Raw genomic sequence first — 23,586 nt, 5'->3', positions numbered from 1 at the left:
TATGTACGAGCATTTTTTTCAATGTCCCTATTGTTGGGAAGAAATTTCTGTACTTTTAGATCCTTCGGTTTCCAGGCAAACATATATTGAAGATTGTGAAAATTGTTGCAACCCAATAGAATTTGATGTAGCTTTTCAGAATGGAGAAATTACCGAATTTGAAGCTCGAAGTATAGAGCAATAATAACAGTATTTTATTAGTAAAATGGGCGATAAAACAATTTTTGAGCTATCTGAAAATGTTGTAGGGATTATTCTAGATCAGTACGTTTCAACTCAGGTTATGGAAGAAATTCTAAAAGAAATTGAAGAGCGAATAAAAGGCAATAAAAAATTAGATTTTTTCTGGAAATTAAAGATGGAAATAAAATTTCTTTAGCAGCTTTTTGGAAAGATATGCTATTTAAATGTAAGCACGCCGATGATTTTAATAAGGTGGCTTTGGTTACAGATATACAGTGGTTTAGAAGCTTTGCAGATTTTAAGGATAATTTAGTGGATTTGGATATAAGAGCCTTTGATAATGACGAACGCCTGCAAGCTCTAAATTGGATAGCTGAATAATTTTTTAAAAAAGTTTTGGAGAAGTAAAAAAGAGTCGTATATTTGCATCCCGATAGCGAAACAATAGCTGTCAAGACTTACTGAAATAGAGATATTAAAATATATATCGCGGGATAGAGCAGTAGGTAGCTCGTCGGGCTCATAACCCGAAGGTCACTGGTTCGAGTCCAGTTCCCGCTACTAGAAAAGGCTTCACAATTTTGTGAAGCCTTTTTTTATTATTTTTTTAATAATAGTTATCCAAAATCCTTGCACTAGCTGTGTGAAATCATATGATAAAAAAGGAGCGGTTTACCTGTGAAATATAGATCCATGATTTCCTGGATGTTGTCATCAGAATATCCGTAATAGTGAATTTTTTTTTAAAATTGATAACTGCAAAATCGACGAAAAAAATTAATTTTATCGGTTTCGTTCAAACCTTATACGCTAGAATGGTTGTGCAGATAGATCTCCAAACATATTCAATACAATGGCATATTATGCAATTGCAGCAAAATTCTTTTAGAAAACATAGCTATTCAACTTTTTCTTATTAAAAACCTATTCTAATTAAAAAATATTATGGTAGAATTTTGGAGTGCTAATAGCGAATTAATTATATATGTGCTTGTCGTTATAAGTGCTGTTCTATTGCTCTTAGTTTCAACAAAATTACTTTATAAATGGCTCATAAAAAAAACCTTAAAAAAATATCCTAACGAGAAGCCTACCACTTTAAAGCTTGTTAAACGAGTACTTAACACATTATGGGTTATTCTAGGTGTGGCAGCCTTAAGTTTTGTTTTTATTTCTGAAGATAAATATGCCGTTGCCGCCAAAAATTTTGAAAAGATCGTCTATGTTGGTTTTGTATTGGTTTTTACGATAATTGGATCAAGTGTTGTCGATACATTATTTGGCCGAGTTATTAAGAAAACTATAGCTTCAGATGGTGATCCTACCAGCTATAAATTTTTGCGTTATTTAAGTGTATTTGGTGTTTACTTCTTCGGTGCTATTCTTGCTACTTTGGCCTTTCCTGCTCTAAGAGGCGTGGCGCAAACTGCATTAGGTGGGGCGGGAATTTTAGCACTTGTGTTAGGTGTTGCCTCGCAGGAAGCGCTGGCAAATATTATAGGCGGCATTTTCATTATATCCTTTAAACCTTTTCGAGTAGGCGACGTCATTAAAATTTCAGACACGCTTGTTGGTTCTGTAAAAGATATAACTTTAAGGCATACGGTGATTCAGAATTATCAAAACAAAATGATTGTGATTCCCAACGCGATAATAAATAAAGAAAAGGTGACCAATTATGATTTGGAAGAAAAGAAAATCTGCCAATGGATCGAAATTGGGATCTCTTATGATAGTGACATAGATTTGGCCAAAAGTATAATGAAAGAAGAATGCGAGAATCATCCTAATATTTTTGATAATCGCACTAATCAGGATATTGGAAATGGAGTTCCTTTGGTAATAGTTCGTGTTATAGATCTTGGAGATTCTTCAGTTACTATTCGCGCCTGGGCCTGGGCTTGGGATTACGCTTCTGCTTTTGTGATGAAATGTGAACTCTACGAAAGTATAAAAAAACGATTTGATGCTGAAGGTGTAGAAATTCCTTTCCCACACCGAACTTTAGTATTTAAGGACAAACAAATGGAAACATTTAAAAATTGCTATTCATCTAAAGATTAATAATCAGTTTGATGGAGATTATGAGATTTTACAACTATCAAAACTAATCGGTCTTGTTTAGTCGATTTATTCAGTGGTTTTGCGAATGCATTTTCTGTTTGTTTTAAGATGCTACGGAATTAGTTTGAACAATTATCGGAAGAAATGTTTGAAGATTAAAATCTTAAAAATAGCCTTTATTTTCGGTATTTTTAGTCAGTATTTTTTTGGAGACTTAGATTTTTGTAATGAGTAAATTTTTTCAAGCTATTCTGGTGGTTCTTGTCCTTGCGGCGATTGTTATATATAAAATTACTAAAAAGAAGAAAAAGAAAGCATCGCCATTTCCCGCAAACTGGCATCAGCTGCTTTTAGACCATGTAGAGTTTTATGCTGAATTAACTAGAGTCGAAAAAATAAGATTTCAGCAGCGTGTCATGTTATTTTTAAATGAAGTCTATATCGAGAGCGTTTCTTTTAAACTTGAAGATCTAGATAAGATTTTGGTCGCTTGCAGTGCGATAATTCCTGTATTTAGATTCAGACACTGGCATTATTCCAATTTAAGCACGGTAATTTTATATCCCAATCATTTCAATAAAAATCTTGTTTTCGATAATGATGGAGAAGATAAAATAGTGATGGGCTTAGTGGGAACCGGCAGGTTCGAGCACCAAATGATTCTTTCGCGACGCGCGTTGCATGATGGATTTGCCAAGCACAATGACCGGTTAAATACCGGTATTCACGAATTTGTTCATTTAATCGATAAAATGGACGGGCAAACCGATGGTGTGCCAGAGCGGCTTTTAAAACACACTTATACCATTCCGTGGCTTAAAATGGTACATAAAGAAATGGAAGAAATTAATGCCAATAAATCAGATATTCGAAACTATGGTGGAACTAATGAAGCCGAATTTCTTGCCACAGCCAGCGAATATTTCTTTGAAAACCCTAAGCGTATGCAACGTAAACATCCAGATGTATACAAAATGTTGCACGATTGCTATTTTCCTGAAGATTAATCTTTAAGAATTTAATTGATAGTTATTTTTATTACTTGATTTAATTATCGTAATATTGCAATTAATATTCATCGTAATATTACGATAATTAAAATTTTGACTTATGAAATTAGCGGAAATAAAGCAGATTTTAAAAGAAAAGGAAACTATCGAATTTGAACTGCCGGATGGCAGTTTAGTACCATCGCATTTTCATGTAACCGAAATTGGTAGTGTAGAAAAGAAATTTATAGACTGCGGCGGTACATTTAGAGAAGAAAACAAAGCTAGTTTTCAATTATGGGAAGCTAATGATTACGACCACCGCTTGCATCCAGAAAAATTAATTTCGATCATAGAACTTTCAGAAAAAATACTAAAGCTTGATGGAAATTCAGAAATAGAGGTAGAATATCAGGAAAGCACTATAGGTAAATACGATCTTGAGTTTAATGGTGAACGATTTTTATTGGTTAATAAATTTACTACCTGTTTAGCTCAAGATCAATGCGGGATTCCAGCCGAATCTTCTGAAAAACGGAAAAAAAGTTTAAAAAATCTACCCCCAGTTGAAACCAATTCATGTGAACCGGGGTCGGGTTGTTGCTAATTAAAAATAGTTTTAAAAATGTATAATTCTGTTCAACAATTTATAACTTCTCTAGATATCACTGTAATTAGTGAAGAGCGTAAAAGCGCGCTGGAAGTTTTTATAAGGTTTATTGCTGAAAAAATTAAAAATAAAGAAACAGTAAACCTGAATTTTATTTGTACTCATAATTCAAGAAGAAGTCATTTTTCTCAAATTTGGGCGCAGACCATTGCTGATTATCTATCATTTAAAAATGTGAACTCTTATTCAGGAGGAACAGAAGCTACCGCAGTTTATCCTTCTGTTTTAAAGACTTTTGAACATGTTGGTTTTTCAGTAGGACATCTTTCCGAAGAAAAAAGTGCGCTTTATTTTTTAAAATTTTCCGAAGATGCCTCACCAATTCTCAGCTTTTCGAAAGTTTATAATCATGCATTTAATCCTAAGAAAAACTTTGCAGCGGTAATGACCTGTTCTCAGGCCAATGAAGCCTGTCCTTTTGTGCCGGGCGCCGAGGTACGAATACCTTTTACCTTTGAAGATCCAAAAATAAGCGACGGTACGCCAGAAGAGTTTGAAAAATATCTCGAAAAATCCAGGGAAATCGCTAATGATCTTCTTTATGTTTTTACCAAAGCAAAAGAACTTTCAGACTAAGAAATAATGAAAAAGAAATTAAGCTTTTTGGATAGTTATCTTACCCTGTGGATTTTTATAGCTATGGCGGTTGGTGTTTGTCTTGGTTATTATATTCCGGCGGTGCCTAAGCTTATTAATTCATATAGTTCTGGTTCTACCAATATTCTAATCGCGGTTGGATTAATCTTGATGATGTATCCACCTTTGGCGAAAGTCGATTACAAAATGTTGCCTAAGGTGTTTAGAAATGTGAAGATTTTAAGTATTTCGATAATTTTAAATTGGATCGTTGGACCGATTTTAATGTTTTCGCTTGCGCTTTTGTTTTTAGGAGATCATCCCGAATATATGACCGGTTTAATTTTAATTGGTTTGGCGCGTTGTATCGCGATGGTTCTGGTTTGGAACGACCTTGCTGCTGGAAGTAAAGAATACGGTGCAGGATTAGTAGCTCTAAACAGTATTTTTCAGGTTTTTGCCTATTCGTTTTATGCCTGGTTGTTTGTAACTAAGCTTCCGTCTTATTTTGGTTATGAAGGAAGCATTGTTGAAATTTCTGTAGCTACGATTGCAGAAAGTGTTGCGATCTATTTGGGAATTCCGTTTTTAATGGGAATTTCTAGTCGCTTAGTTTTAGTGAAGTTGAAAAGTGAAAAATGGTATTCAGAAAAATTTATTCCTAAAATATCCAAAATCACCTTAATTGCTTTGCTTTTTACTATTGTGGTGATGTTTAGCTTAAAAGGAAAATTAATTGTAGAAATTCCTAAAGACGTAGTAATTATCGCAATACCGCTAATGATATACTTTGCTTTAATGTTCTTAATAGGATTTATTGCCAGCCATTGGGCAGGAGCGAAATATGATGAAAATGCTGCTGTTTCTTTTACCGCAGCAGGAAACAACTTCGAACTCGCTATAGCTGTAGCTATTGCGGTGTTTGGATTAAATTCAGGTCAGGCTTTTGTTGGGATTGTTGGGCCTTTAATCGAAGTCCCTGCGCTTATTCTTTTAGTACGCATTTCGTTCTGGCTTCGAGAAAAACTATATGATAAACCTGCAATTCAGTCTTAAGACAGATTCGTTAGATTTGCGTCAATTTTAACCTAATATTAGATTTAGGATATTGTTTCTTTTTTACCTTTAAAAGAAAGCACGTAAATTATGAACGAAGATTACCAAAAAGGATTAATACTGAATATTCCAGTTAAGTTGCCTTATGCCGTTTTGGAAAAGGTTATCGAGGAGAAAATGCAAGAAGAAGACGAGGAGGGCAACGGGATTAGCGAATATGCCGATGTTAAATTCGTGTGGTTAGAAAAAAATCCTGAGGTAGATTATGATATTACCCTTGGTTTGCGATTAAAAGCCAAAACATTTCTGTTTAAAAATAAAGAATTAGAGCTCAAAATTCATCTTAAGTTTGATTTTGATCCTGTAACCAATCAATTTTCATTAGCAGATTACGAGGCTGTAGGAGAGAACGATAACAAATTGACGAATAAAATTGTACAGATTATTCTGAATAAATTTGTTCAGAAGAAAATACTGCAAAAATCAAAACAAAATCTCTCAGAGAAATTACAGCAAGAATTAAAAAAGATCAATGCTAAGCTTCAGGAAAATAATCGTCCTGCTGAAGGTTTGCTGGTAGATGCTCAGTTAGATCAGCTTAATATTTCTCATTTCGAATTTGCGCCACAGGAGCTTTATATTTATTTAAGTCTTACCGGCGAGGCCGCTATGGAAGTTACTAAAATTCCAGATTAGCCAGCCACTAATGAAGCGATTAGTAATACTTCCGTTTTCTTTAATATTTTTTTCCTTGAATACTCAAAACATCGTTGAAAATTATCCTGATGTGGAAGAGCTGGTAAAAGCTTTGTATAAAAAAGATTCTCTGCAATCTGGCATTTTAGAAAATGAAGAATTTCTGAATAATTAGATAAGAAATAGAATTGCAGTGTTTGGTTAAAACTCAAACGTAAAGCCCTTCTTCGTTAATTTTTGATATACTTCTTCATCAAAACTATAAAGCTTGGCTGCGCGATGGGAAACATCTTTTTGTTTTTCACCAATATCCACCAAGAGTTTCATCTTTAAAAATTTTCTACGGAAGTTAGGTTTATCCATTTTTACATCCAAAATTTCTTCATAAAGCTGCATTAGCTGGAGTAAAGTAAATTTTTCTGGTAATAGATTGAAACCTATAGGAGCCTGGCGTACGCGGTTTCTAAGTTTTTCAAGTGCTGCCTCAAAAATTATTCTATGATCATAAATAAGATCTGGAATTTCTTCAACCAAAAACCATTTCGCTTCTGATGCGGTGAAACCAGCAGCAATCTCGTAATCTTCGCTTTTTACTAATGCGTAATATCCGATAGTGATCACACGGCTGGTGGGAAACCGGTTAGGCTCTCCAAAAGCCTGTAGTTGTTCCAAGAAGATGTTGTCTAAGCCGGTTAGATCTCTAAGAACACGTTTAGCAGAATGGTCTATAGATTCTTTCTCGGTAATCCATCCGCCTGGTAAACCCCATTTATCTTTACTAATTCCTTCGGCATGCTTTACCAGAAGAACTTCCATCTTACCTTCATTGAAGCCAAATACCACACAGTCGATAGTCACTGCTTCAATAAAACTCTCTTCTTGTATATATTTTTCTCCTTCTGCAATAAAGCCTTTAGACATCTTGTGAAAATTAGAGCGTAAAAATAACAATTTCAACGGAAATGATAGTTTCGATTAATTCCTACCAACTTTTTATGTCTACCATTCATCGATAGAAGAAAAGTAGTACATCGAAGAGTTCTATCTATTCTTCTTTTTCAGTCTAATTTTAGGGTGTAGATAAGAGGAATTATGAATATAGCAGTTGAAAATACAAACGGAGAAATGATCGATGTGAACATCGAGCTATACAGAAATAAACAGTTTGTAAACTGCTGTGAAGCTGAAAATATGCAAGGAACATATGCGAGAGCTAAAAATCCAGAAACGAAACCAGAATTAGCGTATAATCATAAAATAATAAAAGCTTTTATAGATCCTAAAACGCGTAAAAAATTTGAAGTTTCTGAACATGAAGCAATCTCAATATGTACTCGATCAATAGAACAATTTGCTGAAAATAGATTTAAAAATAAGCAAACCTTCTTTATAGAGTTAATGAGCCAGTCGCCCTACGATTTGCAATATCATTTCTTAGTAGAGGAGTAGCGAAGAGACACTTTTTTGCCCTGAACAAAGTGAGTTTAATTTGGTTAAGAAAAACGGATTGGTGGGGACTAGGTCAAGCCAATCCGTTTTCTTTTTTTGATTCAGTAAAAAATATTCTTTTTTCTATTCGCTTACCAGGCGTAAATCTGTAAAGTTTTCGTTTAAAACAATAAAATTTTCTGCTTTATTGTAACCTATACTTTCTAATGTAACATCTTCATTATTTACACTCGCCGATTTGATGTCGAATGGTAAGCCATGTAAACAGATTTTCATGGTTTTTAAACTCGATTTGTAAGTGCCGGCAACGTGTTGCTGAATAATGATCTCTTTTTCTTTTCCGGTAAGTTTAAAAGTTCTAAGATTAAAAAGACCCATCTTATAGTCGTAACCATCATGATCATCTTCGTAATAAATAGAATTTTGTTTTCCCTCTTTGTAATAAACGTCTAAGCGAAGTTCTTCAATTTGTATTTCATCTACATATTGTTGAACAGGATATTTGGGGATAATGGCACCTTCTCTTACAAATATTGGCATGCTATCTAAAGGAGCGTCTACCCAAAGTTCTTTTCCACCTTCTATTACAGCATCGTTCCAGAAGTTATACCAACGTCCTCTGGGAATATACATTCTTCTTCCCTGTACATTTGGTTCTTGTATTGGGCACACTAGAAAATGATTTCCGAAGATAAATTCATCAGAGCGGTAATGTGTTTGTATATCTTCTTGGTCAAAATAAACTAATGGCTTAAGTATTGGGATATTATCTTCACAATATTGGTAAAAAGCAGTATATAAATAGGGAAGTAACTGGTATCGTAATTCTACGAATTTACGGGTTATATTCAATACCTCTTCGCCAAAATACCAAGGTTCCTGTTCTCCATGATCTCCCGAAGAGTGCACGCGGCAAAATGGATGAAAAACACCAAGCTGAATCCATCTTGTAAATAACTCTCCTGTTGGCTGATCTGCAAACCCACCAATATCGGTACCCGCAAAACTAAATCCACTCATTCCAAGGCGTTGAATCTGAACATTTCCCAACCACAAATGTTCCCAGGTGGCTACGTTATCTCCCGTCCAGGTGGAACTGTAACGTTGCCCACCCGAGTAGCTGGCGCGTGTTATTGTGAAAGGTCTTTTAGGGAAAATATATTTTTTAACTCCTTCATAGGTAGCTCTGGCCATTTGCATCCCATAAATATTGTGTGCTTTACGGTGGCTACATCTGTTTCCGTCGTAATCGTGACGAACATCTAAAGGGAAAGTTTTTCCGGGTACTTCCATAACCGCTGGCTCGTTCATGTCGTTCCAAACACCTTTCACACCTATTTCGGCAATTAAAGTTTTGTAATGATCTGCCCACCATTCTCTAACTTCTGGATTTGTGAAATCTGGAAAAACACAATTTCCTGGCCAGACTTTCCCACGCATATAAGGACCGTCTGCCCGTTTACAGAAGTAATCTTTTTCTAGTCCATCGGTAAAAATTTCGTAAGTATTGTCTATTTTTATACCAGGGTCTATGATTGCTACTGTTTTAAAGCCGTCTTCTTCTAATTCTTCAACCATTCGTTTAGGCTCTGGGAAATAGTCTTTATTCCAGGTGAAGCATCTAAAGCCATCCATATAATCGATGTCTAGATAAAGCGCATCACAAGGGAATTTATTTTCTCTAAAACTAGCTGCCAATTCTTTTACTTTTGCTTCTGGATAATAACTCCATTTGCTTTGGTGATATCCTAAAGCCCACATTGGTGGTAATTCTGGTCTCCCGGTAAGATTAGTGTATTTGGTAACAACTTCAGCAATCTTAGGGCCGTAAATAAAGTAGTAGTTCATCTCCCCACCATCTGCCCAAAAACTTGTAACGTGGCGTCGCTCATGGCAAAAATCAAAGTGCGTTTTAAAAGTATTATCGAAAAATATACCGTAGGATTTAGCATGATGAAGACCTATATAAAATGGAATGGATTTATATAATTCTGGTAAATCTCTCCCAAAAGCATATTGATCGGTATTCCAGTTGCTTATTCTTTTTCCTTTTAGGTTGAAGTGTGTTGGTTTGTCGCCCAGGCCGTAAAAATTTTCTCCTTCTACTGTGCTTTTGCTCATTTTCACATAATTACCGCCGAACTCGAAACTTTCTTCCCAATGAAATCCAAGTTCATCCTGAAGAATCAATTCATCTTCGATATCGAACATGGCCGTTTTTAGGTCGCTTCTGTTAATTCTACATTTAATCTGTTCGGTAACGATCCAAATAGCGGTTTCATCTTCGATAATTTCTAATACTGAATATCCGTGAGAATGATCGTTATCTATGGCGTACGAGAAATCATTTTCAAACACTCCATGGGTTGCATACCTAAATCTTAGCATGCTATCTCGTAGTACAGTTACTATAAGATGTACACCGTTTTCTGAAAGAAACAAAATAGAATCTCCGTTTTGCTCATAAGAAACCAATTTTGAGGGGAAAAGGTTTCCTTTCTTTTCTAATTCTGTATTTGTAATCATATTCTAATTATTAAGTAACATTTTGAGATGGCTAATTGAAACTAAAAAATACCGAAGCTAACGGTGGTATTGTTAAAGCTGCAGAATAATCTCTCCCATGAAATGCCTGATTATCAATTTTTATAATTTTATTTTTTACACCAGAACCTTCGTATTTTGAATCGTCTGTATTTAGAATTTCTTTTAATTTTCCCGATCTGGGAACACCTATGCGATAGTTATTTAAAACATTTGGTGTGAAATTGCAGACAATCACTAGATCGTCTTTTTCTTCTTTTCCTTTTCTTAAATAGGATAAAATTGAGTTTTGATTATCATCGTAAGAGATCCATTCAAAACCCTCAGGGGAAAATTGCTTTTCGTAAAGTGCAGGGTATTTTTTGTAGGTTTTGTTGAGGTCTTTTATTAGACTATGAATTCCTTTATGAAAAGGATAATCCAATAAATTCCAGTCTAAACTGCTATTGTAATTCCATTCACCATACTGCGCAATTTCACCACCCATAAATAATAATTTATTTCCCGGATGTGAATACATGTAGGCATGCATTAACCTGAGGTTTGCAAAACACTGCCACTCATCACCCGGCATTCTACCAAGTAGTGACTTTTTACCATAAACCACTTCATCGTGGCTTAAAGGAAGGGTGAAATTTTCTGTAAACGCATAGGTTAAACTAAAACTAATGTCGTTCTGATGATGTTGGCGGTAAATACTATCTTTTTTGAAATACTCTAAGGTGTCGTGCATCCAGCCCATCATCCATTTCATACCAAAACCTAAACCGCCAAGGTAAATAGGTTTAGAAACACCTGGATACGCTGTGGATTCTTCAGCAATAGTTTGTACGCCATCAAAACTCTGGTAGATTTCCATATTCAAATCTTTTAGAAATGATATGGCCTCCAGATTCTCATTTCCACCAAAAATATTAGCATCCCATCCGCCTTCTTCACGAGAATAATCCAAATAAAGCATAGAAGCGACGGCATCAACTCTTAAACCGTCAATATGATATTGCTCGATCCAAAAAATAGCATTACTAATTAAGAAAGATCGCACTTCGTTACGTCCATAATTGAATATAAGACTTTTCCAATCGGGGTGATATCCTTTTTTATAATCTGGATGTTCGTAAAGGTGTGATCCATCAAATCTACCTAAACCATGTTTATCTTCAGGAAAATGAGATGGCACCCAATCCATGATCACGGCGATATTTTTTCGGTGGAAAGCATCTACTAAAAGTTTAAACTCGTCTGGATTGCCAAATCTTGAAGTGGGAGCATAATATCCTGTTACCTGATATCCCCACGAAGGATCGTAAGGATACTCCATAACCGGCATAAATTCTACATGTGTATAACCTAGATCATTAACATAATTAACCAACTCATCGGCCATTTCTACATAACTCAACGAGCGGTTTTCCTCGTATTTACGTTTCCAGCTTGCAAGATGAATTTCATAAACCGAAATTGGTTGATCTAGCGCATTTTTTTTTGAACGGGTGTTAAGCCATTTTTTATCTTTCCAGGAATACTCATCCTCCCAAACTATCGATGCGGTAGCCGGTGGATGTTCACTTTTACGGGCATAAGGATCTGCTTTCTCAGTTACAATATTGCCAATTGAACTATTGATTTTATATTTGTATTTACAGCCTTTCCCAACTCCTGGTATAAATCCTTCCCAAATACCGCTACTGTCCCAGCGCACAAATAGAGGATGTTCGTTCTCTGTCCAATAATTAAAATCTCCAACTACAGAAACGCTTTTAGCCGTAGGTGCCCACACCGCAAAATAGGTTCCTCTAACACCATTAATTTCTAAAATATGTGATCCAAGTTTTTCATAAATTCGATAATGTTTTCCTGCCTTAAATAATGAAATGTCAAAATCTGTAAATAAAGAATATAGCTGTACATCCTGCTTCATAAAAGCTTAAAATAATTGGTTAGTGTTGTAGAAGGTAGTTAGCCATCTAAATGAAAAATCTTCATATTTCTTAAGAAGATCTCTATACATTCGTGGCATTAAATTACTGTTTTAATTCTATATCCTGAACTTTTTAAATTAATATTAGCGTTTAGTTAAAATTAGAAAAGTCAAAAAGAGAATTAAAAAGAAGCTTAAGTGTGAGGTTTTGGTAATTAAGGAAATAAGTGAGTTAATAGATTTTAAACGATGCTTAGCTTAATACCAAGATCTTTTATTTTTTTTGAAAGACTAGTAGAAATACCTTTATCTGTAATAATATGATCTACCTGCTCTAAACTGCAAATTCTCCCAAAACTTTTTTTGCCGAATTTAGATGAATCTGCCAGGATTATGGTGCGTTGCGATGCTTCAATCATTTTTTGATTTAATAATGCTTCTTCTAAGCTTGTGGTAGTGCATCCATATTCTAAATCTATACCATCAACCCCAAGAAATAGTTGGTTACACGAAATGTGATCTAGAATATGTTCAGCATAATGGCCGGTCACTGAAGATGAACTATGCCTCAAATTTCCACCAAGTTGAATTACCTGAATGTTTTGATGATTCAACAATTCTAAAGCCACATTTAAAGATGATGTAATCACGTTTAATGCCCCTTTATTAGTAATAGATTTTGCCAGTTGCTGCACAGTTGTGCCAGAGGCAATCATAATTGAATCGTTATCTTTAATTAAGCTTGCAGCTTTTTTAGCAATATCATCTTTTTGAGAGACAGAAATTTTTTCTTTCTCATTTACCGGGCGATCATTGATGTATGGATTTTCTAAAGAAGCACCGCCGTGGGTGCGGTGCAAAAGGCCTTTATCTTCAAGCAGTTTAAGATCTTTTCGTATAGTCACGGCAGATACACCCAGTTCTTCGCAAAGTTCTGAAACTTCAATGTGCTGTTCTTGCTGTAATTTTTCAAGAATTAACTGGTGTCTCTTCATGATATTCAAAATAAATAAAGCCTAGCAAATATATAAAAATCGATTTTCTGTACTATTTAATAATAAACGAAATAAAATGAAAGTTAAAGTTAATTAACTTAAGTTTTACGAGAATATAGACTGAAAAGATAATCATTAACACTTTCGTTTGCTTTCTTTAACTAATTTTTTTGTTTCGAAATATTTCGTTTTAAATCATTTTTTTTAAATTAGCTAAAAATTAGAAGTTACATAATTATGGCAGCTAAAAATATATATTCTAGAAATACACTTGTCGATTCGGTCAAAGATGTAGAGAAATGGGATGTGATTGTAATAGGTGGAGGGGCAACAGGCCTTGGTGTAGCATTAGATAGTGTTACTAGAGGATATAAAACATTGCTGCTAGAGCAGGTAGATTTTGCAAAAGGTACTTCTAGCCGTAGTACAAAATTAGTTCACGGTGGTGTGCGATATTTGGCACAAGGGAATATTGATCTTGTTAAAGAAGCTTTATATGAGCGCGGTCTATTAAGTAAAAATGCTCCTCATTTAGTGAAAAATCAAAGTTTTGTAATCCCTAATTATAGGTGGTACGAAGGTATGTATTACACTATTGGCTTAAAGGCTTACGATTTTCTTGCAGGTAAATTGAGTTTAGGTAAATCTAAGCATATAAAGAAAGAGGAGACCCTAAAACGTGTAAATACTATACGGCAGGATAAATTAAGAGGTGGGGTTGTTTACCAAGATGGTCAGTTTGATGATTCGCGTTTAGCTATAAACGTCGCGCAAACTTGTGTAGAGCATGGAGCATCGATTCTTAATTATTTTAAAGTAAATAATCTGATTATTGAAGATAAAGTAATTAAAGGAGTTGCGGCAAAAGATATGGAGACTGGCGAAGATCATCAATTTTTAGGTGATACGGTAATTAATGCGACGGGCGTTTTTACAGACGATATCTTAAAAATGGCTAATCCAAATGCCCGTAATATGGTAAAACCAAGTCAGGGAGTTCATTTGGTATTCGACAAGTCTTTCTTACCAGGAGAAGATGCCATTATGATCCCTAAAACAGATGATGGCCGTGTATTATTTGCGGTGCCATGGCATGATAAGGTTATTGTAGGAACAACCGATACTCCTTTAGAAGAGCATTGTTTAGAACCTCAGGCTTTAGATAAGGAAGTAGAATTTATATTGAAAACTTTCAATAATTACCTAGAGAAAAAAGTTACCCGGGATGATATTCGAAGTATTTATGCTGGTTTAAGACCTCTTGCTGCACCAAAAGATGGTTCAGAAAGTTCAAAAGAGATTTCCAGAAGTCATAAAATTTTAGTTTCAGAAACCGGTTTAATTACCATTACCGGAGGGAAATGGACCACCTTTAGGCGAATGGCGCAGGATACTGTAGATAAAGCGATATCATTAGGGAAACTTCCGAAGAAAGAATGTAAGACTATGGATCTAAAAATTCATGGAGCTAAAGAAAATCCAGATTTAACTAATCATCTTTATATCTACGGAAGTGATCAGCCACAAGTTCATAACCTAGTTAATGAAGATCCTACTTTAGGTGAAAAACTTCATCCAAGATTGGATTTTCTAAAGGCCGAAGTTGTTTGGGCAGCGCGCCATGAATTGGCAAGAACAATAGATGATGTTTTAGCAAGAAGAGTGCGAATGTTATTTATGGATGCTAAAGCGGCTATAGAATGTGCTCCTGAAGTGGCAAAATTATTGGCAAAGGAGACAGGTAAGGATGAGCAGTGGATTAACAAGCAAATTTCAGATTTTAAAGAAATAGCAGATCATTATACCATATAAAATTTAACCAATTTATTAACCAAACAGCCTTCAGTTTATATTGAGGGCTTAGGGTTGCATTTCTAAATGCAACTCTACTAAATTATAAAGCGATTATGGATCAGTACATGTTAGCATTGGATCAAGGAACTACAAGTTCTCGCGCAATCCTTTTTGATAAGAAAGGCAAAATTGTTTCTGTTGCGCAAAAAGAATTTACGCAGCATTTTCCTCAACCAGGATGGGTAGAACACGATGCCAGGGAAATTTGGTCAACGCAAGCAGGTGTAGCTGCTGAAGCTACCACTAAACACGGAATGAACGGGAACAACATCGCTGGGATTGGTATTACAAATCAACGCGAAACCGTTGTAGTTTGGGATAAAAAAACCGGTGATCCGGTATATAATGCTATTGTTTGGCAAGATAAGCGAACTTCGGATTATTGCGACGAACTAAAGGAAGATGGCACTGCTGAAATAATTAAGAAAAAAACAGGCTTGGTGATTGATTCTTATTTTTCGGGTACCAAAGTAAAATGGATTCTTGATAACGTCGATGGAGCTAGAGAAAAAGCTGAGGCCGGTGATCTTATTATGGGGACTATAGATACTTGGTTAATCTGGAATTTCACTAAAGGAGAATTGCATATAACCGATGTAACTAATGCTTGTCGTACCTTGTTCTTCAACATCAATACGATGGAATGGGATGATGAACTTTTAGAGATTTTCGACATTCCTAAAAGTATGTTGCCAGAAGTAAAAGATTCCAGCGAAATATACGGGCATACCAAAACCACCGTTTTTGCATCTAAAATTCCAATCGCAGGAATTGCAGGAGACCAGATGGCTGCTTTATTTGGACAAATGTGTACCAAAAAAGGAATGGTGAAAAATACCTACGGGACTGGATGTTTCATGTTAATGAACATTGGTGAAGAGCCAATCGTTTCAGAAAATAATCTTCTTACATCTGTAGCCTGGAGAATTAATGGGAAAACAGAGTACTGTTTAGAAGGTTCAATTTTTATTGCTGGGGCTGTGGTACAGTGGCTTAGAGATGGTTTAGGTGTGATTAAGAAATCTGCAGATGTAGAAAAGCTTGCAAGCTCTGTAGACACTACCGATGGGGTATATTTTATTCCTGCATTCTCTGGATTAGGAGCACCTCACTGGAACCAAAAAGCCAAAGGAACAATGTTCGGGATTACCAGAGGAACTACAGATGCACATATAGCAAGAGCTTCCCTGGAAGCGATAGCCTACCAAACCATGGATATTCTTAAAGCAATGCAAGCTGATAGCGGGATTGATATCAAGCAATTACGTGTAGATGGAGGAGCATCGGTAAACGATATGTTGATGCAATTTCAGAGCGATGTTTTGAATACGGAAACAGTACGTCCCGAAGTAACTGAAACTACTGCTTTAGGTGCTGCTTATTTAGCAGGTCTTGCTGTTGGGTATTGGGATAGCATGGAAGAAATTGAAGAAATTTGGAAGATTGATAAAGAATTTCATCCTACCGAAGATCAGAATGCTGTAAAAGACGGTATCGATGGATGGTATAGAGCAGTAAATGCTTTACAAGAATGGACAAAACTTTAAATTAAAATAGCATTTATGACACCTTTTATAGCCGAAATTTTAGGCACAGGATTACTAATTTTATTGGGGGGCGGAGTAGTAGCGAATGATATTTTAAACGGAACCAAAGGTAATGGCGGAGGTTGGGTAAGTATCTCTACCGCATGGGGATTAGCAGTTTTTGCCGGTGTTGTGGTCGCAGGTCCCTACAGTGGTGCGCACTTAAATCCAGCAGTTACTTTAGGCTTGGCCATTGGGGGACTTTTCCCATGGGCAGATGTGCCTACCTATTTAGCAGGAGAATTTATAGGCGCCATGATTGGTTCTTCGTTAGTATATGTAATGTATAAAGACCATTTTGATGCTACCGAGGATGCTGGGTTAAAGAGAGCCGTCTTTTGTACAGATCCAGCAATCCCTAACAATTTTAGAAATTTAATGAGTGAGATTTTGGGAACCTTCGTTCTCGTTATCGCCGTGTTTTATTTTGCAGATGCATCTTTCGAGACAGAGTCTGGGGGGACAACTAAAGTTGGTTTGGGAGCTATTGGGGCCATCCCTGTAGCATTTATGGTTTGGGGAATTGGCCTTTCTCTTGGAGGGACTACAGGTTACGCAATTAATCCAGCGCGTGATTTGGGACCAAGAATTGTACATGCCCTTTTACCGATTAAAGGAAAAACCGATAGCAATTGGTCGTACGCCTGGATTCCAATTGTGGGACCAATTATTGGAGCCGCCATTGCTGCAATTCTATTTTTAATTTTAGGAAAGTAATTTTATGAAAAATATACATGCTATTTTTCTGCTAACTTTCTTGTTGGCGGGTAATATTTCTTTCGCTCAGGTTAGTGATGAAAATATCGTAGAGGAGCGAAATGAAGATGAAGTTGAAAATGATACCAAATTATTTCATTTTAATCTTCAGCTTAAAAACATGCACCTTTGGAAAGGGCTGCATGTTACCGATGCGCCAATGACGGCGGCAGATATCAACTATACTTCTAAAAACGGATTCTTTAAAGCAGGACTTTGGGGCGGTAGAGGTTTCAATGGCGATTATACCGAATTTGATTACTACATAACTTTTATGCATAATGGTTGGTCTTTGGCTATTTGGGATATTAATAATTACAGCGATTATCCAGATGCTAAGATTTTTGATTACGACCGTAGTGAAACTTCACATTTTATAGATGTTATTTTAGGATATCAATTTCAAAAAATTCCTTTAAAATTATCATGGAGTACGATAGTGCAGGGAAGGGACACTTATGTAAATGATAATGGTCAATTGCGAAATGCATTTTCTAATTATGTAGAAGCTAGTTATGTAATATTAGATGAAAAAGACTGGTCTTTATCAGGTCTTGTAGGTGGATCCTGGTCTTTTGCTCCACAAGACGCACATTTTTATGGAGATGAAGCAGGAATTACCAATATTGGAGTGATTTACAATCGAGATCTAAATGTTTTTGACAAGTTTACGCTCCCGGTTTCAGCAACAGCAAGTTGGAATCCTGTGCAAGATTATGGCGCGATACAGGTTGCATTTAATTTATTTTAGTTAATAATTTAAAGATTTTTGCATAGTTAAATAAACTAATTTTTGCTTCGGAATTGAAGTCGCAATTTATTTTATCCTTAAGTATGAAAAATATAATATCCTCATAAAATTAATTTATGAGGATTGTTGTAAATTGACGGGGGAAATGCAGAAATTTGATTTAGGAAAATAAATGGGAAAGTTATTGCTATGAAAATCTATGACTTTGAAGTAAGTACTGCCAATGGTAAAAAGCTTCAGCTTGAAGCTTTTAAAAATCAACCAATTTTGATCGTAAATACAGCAACCAAGTGTGGTTTGGCGCCACAATTTGAAGGTTTAGAAAAATTACATCAAGATTATAAAGAAGATGGGTTGGTAGTGCTTGGTTTCCCATGTAATCAATTTGCAGGACAGGAACCAGAGACCAACGAATCGATGGAGGAAGCCTGTAAAATAAATCACGGAGTTACTTTTCTTTTAACACAGAAGATCGATGTTAACGGAAGTAATACGTATCCTATATTTAAATACTTAAAGCAGTCTTTGCCAGGAACATTAGGGAAAAGAATTAAGTGGAATTTTACTAAATTCTTAATTGCACCCAACGGAGAACCTTACAAAAGATATGCGCCAACAACTTCACCCGCAAAAATAGAAAAGGATATAAAACAACTCCTAAATAACGCAAAATGACAACTAAATCTACCCTCAGTTTAAACGAGCAATTGTGTTTTCCTGTTTATGGTTCTACAAGAATCATATCTCGTCTTTATCAGCCTGTTCTTGCCAAACTTCAGCTTAGTTACTCTGAATATATGGTGATGCTGATGTTATGGGAAAAGGATAAGGTCAATATTGGTCAAATTAGAAGGCAGCTTTATTTAAATAAAGAAAGCTTGATGCCTATTCTAAAAGGACTTCAACAAAAAAACTTTGTATCGCTTCAGAATGATCAGTTGGATTCTTTAGAGGATGAAATCAGTATTACTGAAACGGGAAAAGCTTTAAAAGCAAAAGCAAAAAGGATTCCCTTTTCCTTATCCAGAGTGCTCAATACTCCCGTAGAAGAATTAGGAAGCATGCAATTGCTTATTAAAAATTTTCTTACCCGTTTTGAGAAAAAGAAGTAGCTGAAATACTTCAAATCTTGTTCGGATTTTAGCAGAAATAGCGGTCAAATATTAGTTCAGTAATTCTACAAACTTGGCATCTCTAAAATGTTTCCATTTCAGATTTCAGCCTAAAATAATATCTTGCATCCATGAAAGTGGATAATCTGCAACAAGGTTTTTTTGGTATAGGAATTCAAAATGGAAAAACTCCAGAAAACTTGGGGGTTTTATGGCGTTCTGCCCAAAATATGGGAGCTAGTTTTATTTTTACCATTGGTAATAGATATGCAAAACAGGCGTGCGATACCCATAAGGCCGTAGGTGCAATGCCGTATTTTCATTACGATAGTTTTGAAGATTTTTATGCGCACTTGCCTAAAGGCGCTATGCTTGTAGGCGTAGAATTAGATGAAAAAGCGGAACCTTTAGAAAGTTTTGAACATCCCCGCCGATGCGTTTATCTTTTGGGAGCAGAGGATCATGGGCTTTCGAAACAAGCCATTGAAAAATCACATTTTCTGGTGAAATTTAAATCGACCTTAAGCCTCAATGTTTCAGTAGCCGGTAGTATTATAATGTACGATCGTAGTGCTAAGAATATAATATAATTAGAATTTCCGAATTCAGAAGAGATATCTAGTCGTTGCGTATTTTTCTATAAAAATAAATGCCTATATCTATAATTTGATAAATCGATTTATTAAAAAGATTTTGCATATCTATTAGTTCATGATTTCTTCATACTTTCTTTAAATTAGCGGTCATTAAATAAAAATTAGTAAAATGAAATATTTTTCAAAGGCTGTTCTAGCTTTGGCGTTTACAGGAGCTTTTAGCTTTGTGTCTCAAGCGCAGGAAGCGGCAGAGAACAATCAGCAAGATTTTGATGAATTTATGGATCGTAGCGGTAACTCTTACCGTTCAGCTTCAGGTGTACCTGGGCCAGACTATTGGCAAAACGAAGCAGATTATGAAATAAAGGCAACGCTAGATGATAAGGCACATACCTTAAGCGGAGAAATTACGCTTTCTTACACTAACAATAGTCCAGACGAATTACCTTTTATCTGGTTATATCTCGAGCAAAATCGTTTTACCGAAAATTCTAGAGGAACTTTAACTACTCCAATAGGTGGAAACCGCTATAATGGGGATGTAGATGGAGGTTACGAGATTTCTAATCTGGAAGCTAAAACAGGTAGAAGTACTTCTTCTAAGCATCTAATTAATGATACCAGAATGCAGGTTTGGTTTGATAAGCCAATAAAAGCAAATGGAGGAACTGCTACAGTTTCTATGAACTTTACCTACAATATACCAGTTAAGGGTATGGATCGTATGGGAAGATTAGATGTAGAAGATGGTACGATTTACGCAATGGCGCAATGGTATCCTCGTACCGCTGTGTATGATGATATCGAAGGGTGGAATGTAGAACCTTATCTTGGTGCAGGAGAATTTTATCTTGAATACGGAGATTTTGATTATGAAATTACCGCACCCTGGGATCATATCGTAGTTGGTTCTGGTGAATTGGTGAATGAAAGAAAAGTCCTTTCTTCAAAATTAAGAAATCGATTAGATAAAGCAAGAAAGAGTGATGAGACCGTAACCATTATTGGTGAAGATGAGATTAATGACGCTTCGCTAAGAGCAAAGCAGGATGGAACGCTTACCTGGCATTTTAAAATGGAAAACTCTCATGATATCGCCTTTGCTTCCTCAAGAGCATTTATATGGGATGCTGCTAAAATTGATTTGCCAAGCGGGAAAGATATTTTAGCTCAGTCGGTTTATCCAAAAGAAAGTGCAGGTAATGATGCCTGGGGAAGATCTACAGAATATAGTAAGCAGTCTATAGAGCATTATTCTAATAAATGGTATGAATTTCCTTGGCCAGTTGCAACGAATGTAGCTGCTGAAATTGGCGGGATGGAATATCCTGGTCTTAATTTTTGTGGATGGAAAAGTAAGGGCGCTTCACTATGGGGTGTTACAGATCACGAATTTGGACATAACTGGTTTCCTATGATTGTGGGATCTAATGAAAGAAGATATGCCTGGATGGATGAAGGTTTCAATACCTTTATAAACTATTATAGTACCAAAGATTTTGGTGAATATCCTGCAAGTCTAGATAAAACTAGAAATCTTACCGGGTGGTTTAAGTCTGAAACTAGAGAAGGTATTGATACATATCCAGACGTTACTAACTTAAGAAATCTTGGAATGACGGCCTATTATAAACCAGGTATAGGTCTATTAATGCTTAGAGAATACATCTTAGGTCACGAAAGATTTGATAACGCGTTTAAATCGTATATTAAAACCTGGGCTTTTAAGCATCCGCAGCCTAAAGATTTCTTTAATCACATGGAGAATGTAGCCGGGGAGAATTTATCTTGGTTCTTCGGAAGCTGGTTCTACGGAACGGGTAATATCGATCTTGCTATAGAAGGCGTAAAACAAAATAGAAACGGCAAAGGTTTTATTATTACTGTTGCTAATAAAGGTGAAGTGCCTATGCCTGTAAAAATGAAAATTACTTATCAGGATGGATCTTCAGAAATGCTAACACTTCCTGTAGAAATATGGCAACGTGGCGATAGTTGGAGTCACTTAGTAGATACAGATAAAGCTCCAAAAAGTATCGAAATAGATCCAGATAAAATTTTACCAGATGTAGATTATTCTAATGATAGCTGGCCAGCTGAGTCTTTCTATCAAAATTAGAAACCTATAAAGTCAATTAAAAAATCCCGGTCTTTCCGGGATTTTTTAATTTTAGCCACTAATTTTTCTTTCTAAACATTTGCTGAGTTTTAATCAAATCGGTTACTTTTTCTGGTAGCATATCTTCCCAACCCGATTTTTCTTCAGTAATCATCTCATGTACTTTTCTGGAATTGATATCCAAAGTTTCCTCATCGTAATCTGTAATGTTGATAATACGATCATTCTGCTTAAAGAAATTATATAAACCTCTGGTATTATTGTTTACTCTCAGGTTTTTAGTAGTGTATATTTCGCCGGTTTCCTCATCTCTGGATGGATAGAGATAGATATTTACATTACGGGCAAATAGAGAACCAAAAGCTTCTAAAATTCCACCACTCAAATTAGTATAGTATTTATTATCAAAAATATCCTGTAAAGTAGTAACTCCCATGGTAAGACCAATTTGCTCTGAGGTAAATTGAGCAAAATAATTCACTACTTTATAGTATTGCTGAAAATTAGAAATCATTACCGTATGGCCAAGAGCACAAAGCAAGTCAGCACGATTTAGAAAATCTCGTTCATCAATTTCGTCGCCTTCACCTTTTAGATTGAAAAGCGTAATTTCAAATATAACTTCTGTCGCAGCACGTTGTATGTCATGATCCTCCATAAACATACGCAGCGACTTCTCGTACATACTTATGTTTACTTTGGTTACCGGTCTAAAACTTCCGCGTAGCGTTAAAATATTTTTCTTGTAAAGCACATTTGCCGGTAAAACATTATTCCCAGATGGAGCGAACATCACCGCATCGGTCATTCCGTTTTTTACCAATTGCAAACTCATAAGTCTATTATCAACATCTTTAAACGCAGGACCTGTAAAATTGATCGTATCTACTTCAATTTTATCAGCACTTAGGTGATCGTATAAACGCTTGAGTAAAACTTTGGGATCGTCGTGATGATAATAGGCTGCATAAATAAGGTTAACCCCCATTATCCCTAGACTTATTTGTTGTTGGGCAGCTTTGTTTTCGTGCAATTGCACGTGTAGAATTATTTCACTGTACTCTTCCTTTGGCTTGGTTTGAAATCTGATCCCTATCCACCCATGGCCTTTGTATTTTTTTGCCCAATCTATAGTCGCAACCGTGTTGGCAAAACTAAAAAAGAGTTTATTAGGATGTTTTAATCGTGATATCCGTTTTTCGATAAGACCGGTTTCGTAGGCCATCATGGCTTTAAGACGAGGTTCGGTTACATATCGTTTGGCAGGTTCGGCACCATAAATAGCATCACTAAAATCCTTATCATAGGCACTCATTGTTTTTGCAATGGTCCCAGAAGGGTTTGGCGCTCTAAAAAAGTTTCTTACTGTTTCCTGTCCGGCACCGATTTCGGCAAAAGTTCCGTAAATATTTTCATTAAGATTAATGCGGAGTGCTTTATTCTGAATAGAAGTTATTTTATCAAACTCCTTGTCTCCCTGAACATTAATTGGCATAGATTAGACCTTTAGGCATTCGTTTGCCTAAAATTACAATTATTCTGAAGAGTGCGCCCTAAAGCAATGTTAGATATTCTATAATATTTATTTATGATTATGCGTTAGGTAAATAAATCCATTACTTTATATTTAATAAATCTAAAAGTTTAGTTATACTTTTTTAGTCAGCTA

The 23,586-nt window shown here is 35.7% G+C and carries 24 protein-coding genes and 1 tRNA gene; 20 read left to right on the top strand and 5 right to left on the bottom strand.

The genetic code is table 11. The features are described from left to right. The first annotated feature begins 1 nt into the window (after window position 1). The 11 genes from PBT91_RS14975 to PBT91_RS14925 all read left to right on the top strand — a co-directional run bounded on the left by PBT91_RS14975 (window position 2) and on the right by PBT91_RS14925 (window position 6,409). The gene (locus PBT91_RS14975) at window positions 2–184 is read left to right on the top strand and encodes a CPXCG motif-containing cysteine-rich protein (RefSeq protein WP_270059266.1); all 183 of its coding nucleotides are present in this window, start codon (window positions 2–4) and stop codon (window positions 182–184) included. A gap of 21 nt (window positions 185–205) precedes the next feature. Next, window positions 206–379, top strand: coding sequence for a hypothetical protein (locus tag PBT91_RS14970; protein ID WP_270059265.1), 174 nt, complete (start codon window positions 206–208; stop codon window positions 377–379). Beyond that, entirely contained in the window at window positions 334–564 is a 231-nt protein-coding gene (locus PBT91_RS14965) for an STAS/SEC14 domain-containing protein (RefSeq protein WP_333474263.1), read from the top strand. Before PBT91_RS14970 ends, PBT91_RS14965 begins: the two co-directional genes overlap by 46 nt. 107 nt (window positions 565–671) lie before the next feature. Beyond that, a tRNA-Met gene (locus PBT91_RS14960) sits at window positions 672–744 on the top strand. Window positions 745–1,128: 384 nt separating this feature from the next. Further along, the gene (locus tag PBT91_RS14955) at window positions 1,129–2,247 is read left to right on the top strand and encodes a mechanosensitive ion channel family protein (RefSeq protein ID WP_270059263.1); all 1,119 of its coding nucleotides are present in this window, start codon (window positions 1,129–1,131) and stop codon (window positions 2,245–2,247) included. A 227-nt stretch (window positions 2,248–2,474) separates the two neighbouring features. Further along, on the top strand, window positions 2,475–3,254 hold the full coding sequence (locus tag PBT91_RS14950) for a zinc-dependent peptidase (protein WP_270059262.1): 780 nt from the start codon (window positions 2,475–2,477) through the stop codon (window positions 3,252–3,254). A gap of 103 nt (window positions 3,255–3,357) precedes the next feature. Further along, complete coding sequence (locus PBT91_RS14945; RefSeq protein ID WP_270059261.1) at window positions 3,358–3,843, top strand: DUF6428 family protein; 486 nt, start codon at window positions 3,358–3,360, stop codon at window positions 3,841–3,843. An 18-nt stretch (window positions 3,844–3,861) separates the two neighbouring features. After that, window positions 3,862–4,482 (top strand): arsenate-mycothiol transferase ArsC, encoded by a 621-nt coding sequence (locus PBT91_RS14940; RefSeq protein WP_270059260.1) that lies wholly within the window; start codon window positions 3,862–3,864, stop codon window positions 4,480–4,482. 6 nt (window positions 4,483–4,488) lie between these two features. Then, window positions 4,489–5,538, top strand: a complete 1,050-nt coding sequence (gene arsB / locus PBT91_RS14935; RefSeq protein ID WP_443089629.1) for an ACR3 family arsenite efflux transporter — start codon at window positions 4,489–4,491, stop codon at window positions 5,536–5,538. A 90-nt stretch (window positions 5,539–5,628) separates the two neighbouring features. After that, complete coding sequence (locus tag PBT91_RS14930) at window positions 5,629–6,234, top strand: DUF4403 family protein (RefSeq protein ID WP_270059259.1); 606 nt, start codon at window positions 5,629–5,631, stop codon at window positions 6,232–6,234. A gap of 10 nt (window positions 6,235–6,244) precedes the next feature. Beyond that, window positions 6,245–6,409, top strand: a complete 165-nt coding sequence (locus tag PBT91_RS14925; RefSeq protein ID WP_270059258.1) for a hypothetical protein — start codon at window positions 6,245–6,247, stop codon at window positions 6,407–6,409. A gap of 26 nt (window positions 6,410–6,435) precedes the next feature. On the opposite strand, the gene PBT91_RS14920 is transcribed toward PBT91_RS14925, so the two are convergent. Next, complete coding sequence (locus PBT91_RS14920) at window positions 6,436–7,155, bottom strand: NUDIX hydrolase (protein ID WP_270059257.1); 720 nt, start codon at window positions 7,153–7,155, stop codon at window positions 6,436–6,438. 171 nt (window positions 7,156–7,326) lie between these two features. Between PBT91_RS14920 and PBT91_RS14915 the strand changes: the two genes are divergently transcribed. Continuing rightward, window positions 7,327–7,683 carry a hypothetical protein gene (locus PBT91_RS14915; RefSeq protein ID WP_270059256.1) on the top strand — a complete coding sequence of 119 codons (357 nt, stop codon included), beginning with the start codon at window positions 7,327–7,329 and terminating at the stop codon, window positions 7,681–7,683. Between the two features lie 123 nt (window positions 7,684–7,806). On the opposite strand, the gene PBT91_RS14910 is transcribed toward PBT91_RS14915, so the two are convergent. The 3 genes from PBT91_RS14910 to PBT91_RS14900 all read right to left on the bottom strand — a co-directional run bounded on the left by PBT91_RS14910 (window position 7,807) and on the right by PBT91_RS14900 (window position 13,143). After that, a complete protein-coding gene (locus PBT91_RS14910) occupies window positions 7,807–10,209 on the bottom strand; it encodes a glycoside hydrolase family 31 protein (RefSeq protein ID WP_270059255.1) in 2,403 nt (800 codons plus the stop codon). A gap of 31 nt (window positions 10,210–10,240) precedes the next feature. Next, window positions 10,241–12,148 (bottom strand): 1,4-alpha-glucan branching protein GlgB, encoded by a 1,908-nt coding sequence (glgB, locus tag PBT91_RS14905; protein ID WP_270059254.1) that lies wholly within the window; start codon window positions 12,146–12,148, stop codon window positions 10,241–10,243. A 242-nt stretch (window positions 12,149–12,390) separates the two neighbouring features. After that, the gene (locus PBT91_RS14900; protein WP_270059253.1) at window positions 12,391–13,143 is read right to left on the bottom strand and encodes a DeoR/GlpR family DNA-binding transcription regulator; all 753 of its coding nucleotides are present in this window, start codon (window positions 13,141–13,143) and stop codon (window positions 12,391–12,393) included. Between the two features lie 237 nt (window positions 13,144–13,380). Between PBT91_RS14900 and PBT91_RS14895 the strand changes: the two genes are divergently transcribed. From PBT91_RS14895 to PBT91_RS14860, 8 genes are all read left to right on the top strand, one after another. After that, the gene (locus PBT91_RS14895) at window positions 13,381–14,955 is read left to right on the top strand and encodes a glycerol-3-phosphate dehydrogenase/oxidase (protein WP_270059252.1); all 1,575 of its coding nucleotides are present in this window, start codon (window positions 13,381–13,383) and stop codon (window positions 14,953–14,955) included. A gap of 95 nt (window positions 14,956–15,050) precedes the next feature. Further along, window positions 15,051–16,544: a glycerol kinase GlpK gene (glpK, locus tag PBT91_RS14890; protein ID WP_270059251.1), complete on the top strand. Its 1,494-nt coding sequence runs from the start codon at window positions 15,051–15,053 to the stop codon at window positions 16,542–16,544. Between the two features lie 15 nt (window positions 16,545–16,559). Then, the gene (locus PBT91_RS14885; protein WP_270059250.1) at window positions 16,560–17,300 is read left to right on the top strand and encodes an MIP/aquaporin family protein; all 741 of its coding nucleotides are present in this window, start codon (window positions 16,560–16,562) and stop codon (window positions 17,298–17,300) included. Between the two features lie 4 nt (window positions 17,301–17,304). Further along, window positions 17,305–18,090: a hypothetical protein gene (locus PBT91_RS14880; RefSeq protein ID WP_270059249.1), complete on the top strand. Its 786-nt coding sequence runs from the start codon at window positions 17,305–17,307 to the stop codon at window positions 18,088–18,090. A 189-nt stretch (window positions 18,091–18,279) separates the two neighbouring features. Beyond that, the gene (locus PBT91_RS14875) at window positions 18,280–18,765 is read left to right on the top strand and encodes a glutathione peroxidase (RefSeq protein ID WP_270059248.1); all 486 of its coding nucleotides are present in this window, start codon (window positions 18,280–18,282) and stop codon (window positions 18,763–18,765) included. Continuing rightward, complete coding sequence (locus tag PBT91_RS14870) at window positions 18,762–19,202, top strand: MarR family winged helix-turn-helix transcriptional regulator (RefSeq protein ID WP_270059247.1); 441 nt, start codon at window positions 18,762–18,764, stop codon at window positions 19,200–19,202. The genes PBT91_RS14875 and PBT91_RS14870 overlap by 4 nt, the downstream gene beginning before the upstream one ends. Before the next feature lie 131 nt (window positions 19,203–19,333). Further along, window positions 19,334–19,792, top strand: coding sequence for an RNA methyltransferase (locus tag PBT91_RS14865; protein WP_270059246.1), 459 nt, complete (start codon window positions 19,334–19,336; stop codon window positions 19,790–19,792). A 175-nt stretch (window positions 19,793–19,967) separates the two neighbouring features. Beyond that, the gene (locus tag PBT91_RS14860) at window positions 19,968–21,917 is read left to right on the top strand and encodes a M1 family metallopeptidase (RefSeq protein ID WP_270059245.1); all 1,950 of its coding nucleotides are present in this window, start codon (window positions 19,968–19,970) and stop codon (window positions 21,915–21,917) included. 58 nt (window positions 21,918–21,975) lie between these two features. On the opposite strand, the gene PBT91_RS14855 is transcribed toward PBT91_RS14860, so the two are convergent. Then, entirely contained in the window at window positions 21,976–23,412 is a 1,437-nt protein-coding gene (locus tag PBT91_RS14855) for a TonB-dependent receptor (protein WP_270059244.1), read from the bottom strand. Window positions 23,413–23,586: the final 174 nt, after the last annotated feature.

It is taken from the genome of Zunongwangia sp. HGR-M22, from assembly GCF_027594425.1.
Lineage (GTDB): Bacteria > Bacteroidota > Bacteroidia > Flavobacteriales > Flavobacteriaceae > Zunongwangia.
Note: the sequence above shows the minus strand (reverse complement) of the source record. Positions and strands in the feature narration are given on the sequence as shown.

Bases quoted from the DNA above. Each gene is read 5' to 3' on its own strand.
- PBT91_RS14975 (WP_270059266.1), top strand. From the start codon at position 2: ATGTACGAGCATTTTTTTCAATGTCCCTATTGTTGGGAAGAAATTTCT.
- PBT91_RS14970 (WP_270059265.1), top strand. From the start codon at position 206: ATGGGCGATAAAACAATTTTTGAGCTATCTGAAAATGTTGTAGGGATT.
- PBT91_RS14955 (WP_270059263.1), top strand. From the start codon at position 1,129: ATGGTAGAATTTTGGAGTGCTAATAGCGAATTAATTATATATGTGCTT.
- PBT91_RS14950 (WP_270059262.1), top strand. From the start codon at position 2,475: ATGAGTAAATTTTTTCAAGCTATTCTGGTGGTTCTTGTCCTTGCGGCG.
- PBT91_RS14945 (WP_270059261.1), top strand. From the start codon at position 3,358: ATGAAATTAGCGGAAATAAAGCAGATTTTAAAAGAAAAGGAAACTATC.
- PBT91_RS14940 (WP_270059260.1), top strand. From the start codon at position 3,862: ATGTATAATTCTGTTCAACAATTTATAACTTCTCTAGATATCACTGTA.
- arsB (WP_443089629.1), top strand. From the start codon at position 4,489: ATGAAAAAGAAATTAAGCTTTTTGGATAGTTATCTTACCCTGTGGATT.
- PBT91_RS14930 (WP_270059259.1), top strand. From the start codon at position 5,629: ATGAACGAAGATTACCAAAAAGGATTAATACTGAATATTCCAGTTAAG.
- PBT91_RS14925 (WP_270059258.1), top strand. From the start codon at position 6,245: ATGAAGCGATTAGTAATACTTCCGTTTTCTTTAATATTTTTTTCCTTG.
- PBT91_RS14920 (WP_270059257.1), bottom strand. From the start codon at position 7,155: ATGTCTAAAGGCTTTATTGCAGAAGGAGAAAAATATATACAAGAAGAG.
- PBT91_RS14915 (WP_270059256.1), top strand. From the start codon at position 7,327: ATGAATATAGCAGTTGAAAATACAAACGGAGAAATGATCGATGTGAAC.
- PBT91_RS14910 (WP_270059255.1), bottom strand. From the start codon at position 10,209: ATGATTACAAATACAGAATTAGAAAAGAAAGGAAACCTTTTCCCCTCA.
- glgB (WP_270059254.1), bottom strand. From the start codon at position 12,148: ATGAAGCAGGATGTACAGCTATATTCTTTATTTACAGATTTTGACATT.
- PBT91_RS14900 (WP_270059253.1), bottom strand. From the start codon at position 13,143: ATGAAGAGACACCAGTTAATTCTTGAAAAATTACAGCAAGAACAGCAC.
- PBT91_RS14895 (WP_270059252.1), top strand. From the start codon at position 13,381: ATGGCAGCTAAAAATATATATTCTAGAAATACACTTGTCGATTCGGTC.
- glpK (WP_270059251.1), top strand. From the start codon at position 15,051: ATGGATCAGTACATGTTAGCATTGGATCAAGGAACTACAAGTTCTCGC.
- PBT91_RS14885 (WP_270059250.1), top strand. From the start codon at position 16,560: ATGACACCTTTTATAGCCGAAATTTTAGGCACAGGATTACTAATTTTA.
- PBT91_RS14880 (WP_270059249.1), top strand. From the start codon at position 17,305: ATGAAAAATATACATGCTATTTTTCTGCTAACTTTCTTGTTGGCGGGT.
- PBT91_RS14875 (WP_270059248.1), top strand. From the start codon at position 18,280: ATGAAAATCTATGACTTTGAAGTAAGTACTGCCAATGGTAAAAAGCTT.
- PBT91_RS14870 (WP_270059247.1), top strand. From the start codon at position 18,762: ATGACAACTAAATCTACCCTCAGTTTAAACGAGCAATTGTGTTTTCCT.
- PBT91_RS14865 (WP_270059246.1), top strand. From the start codon at position 19,334: ATGAAAGTGGATAATCTGCAACAAGGTTTTTTTGGTATAGGAATTCAA.
- PBT91_RS14860 (WP_270059245.1), top strand. From the start codon at position 19,968: ATGAAATATTTTTCAAAGGCTGTTCTAGCTTTGGCGTTTACAGGAGCT.
- PBT91_RS14855 (WP_270059244.1), bottom strand. From the start codon at position 23,412: ATGCCAATTAATGTTCAGGGAGACAAGGAGTTTGATAAAATAACTTCT.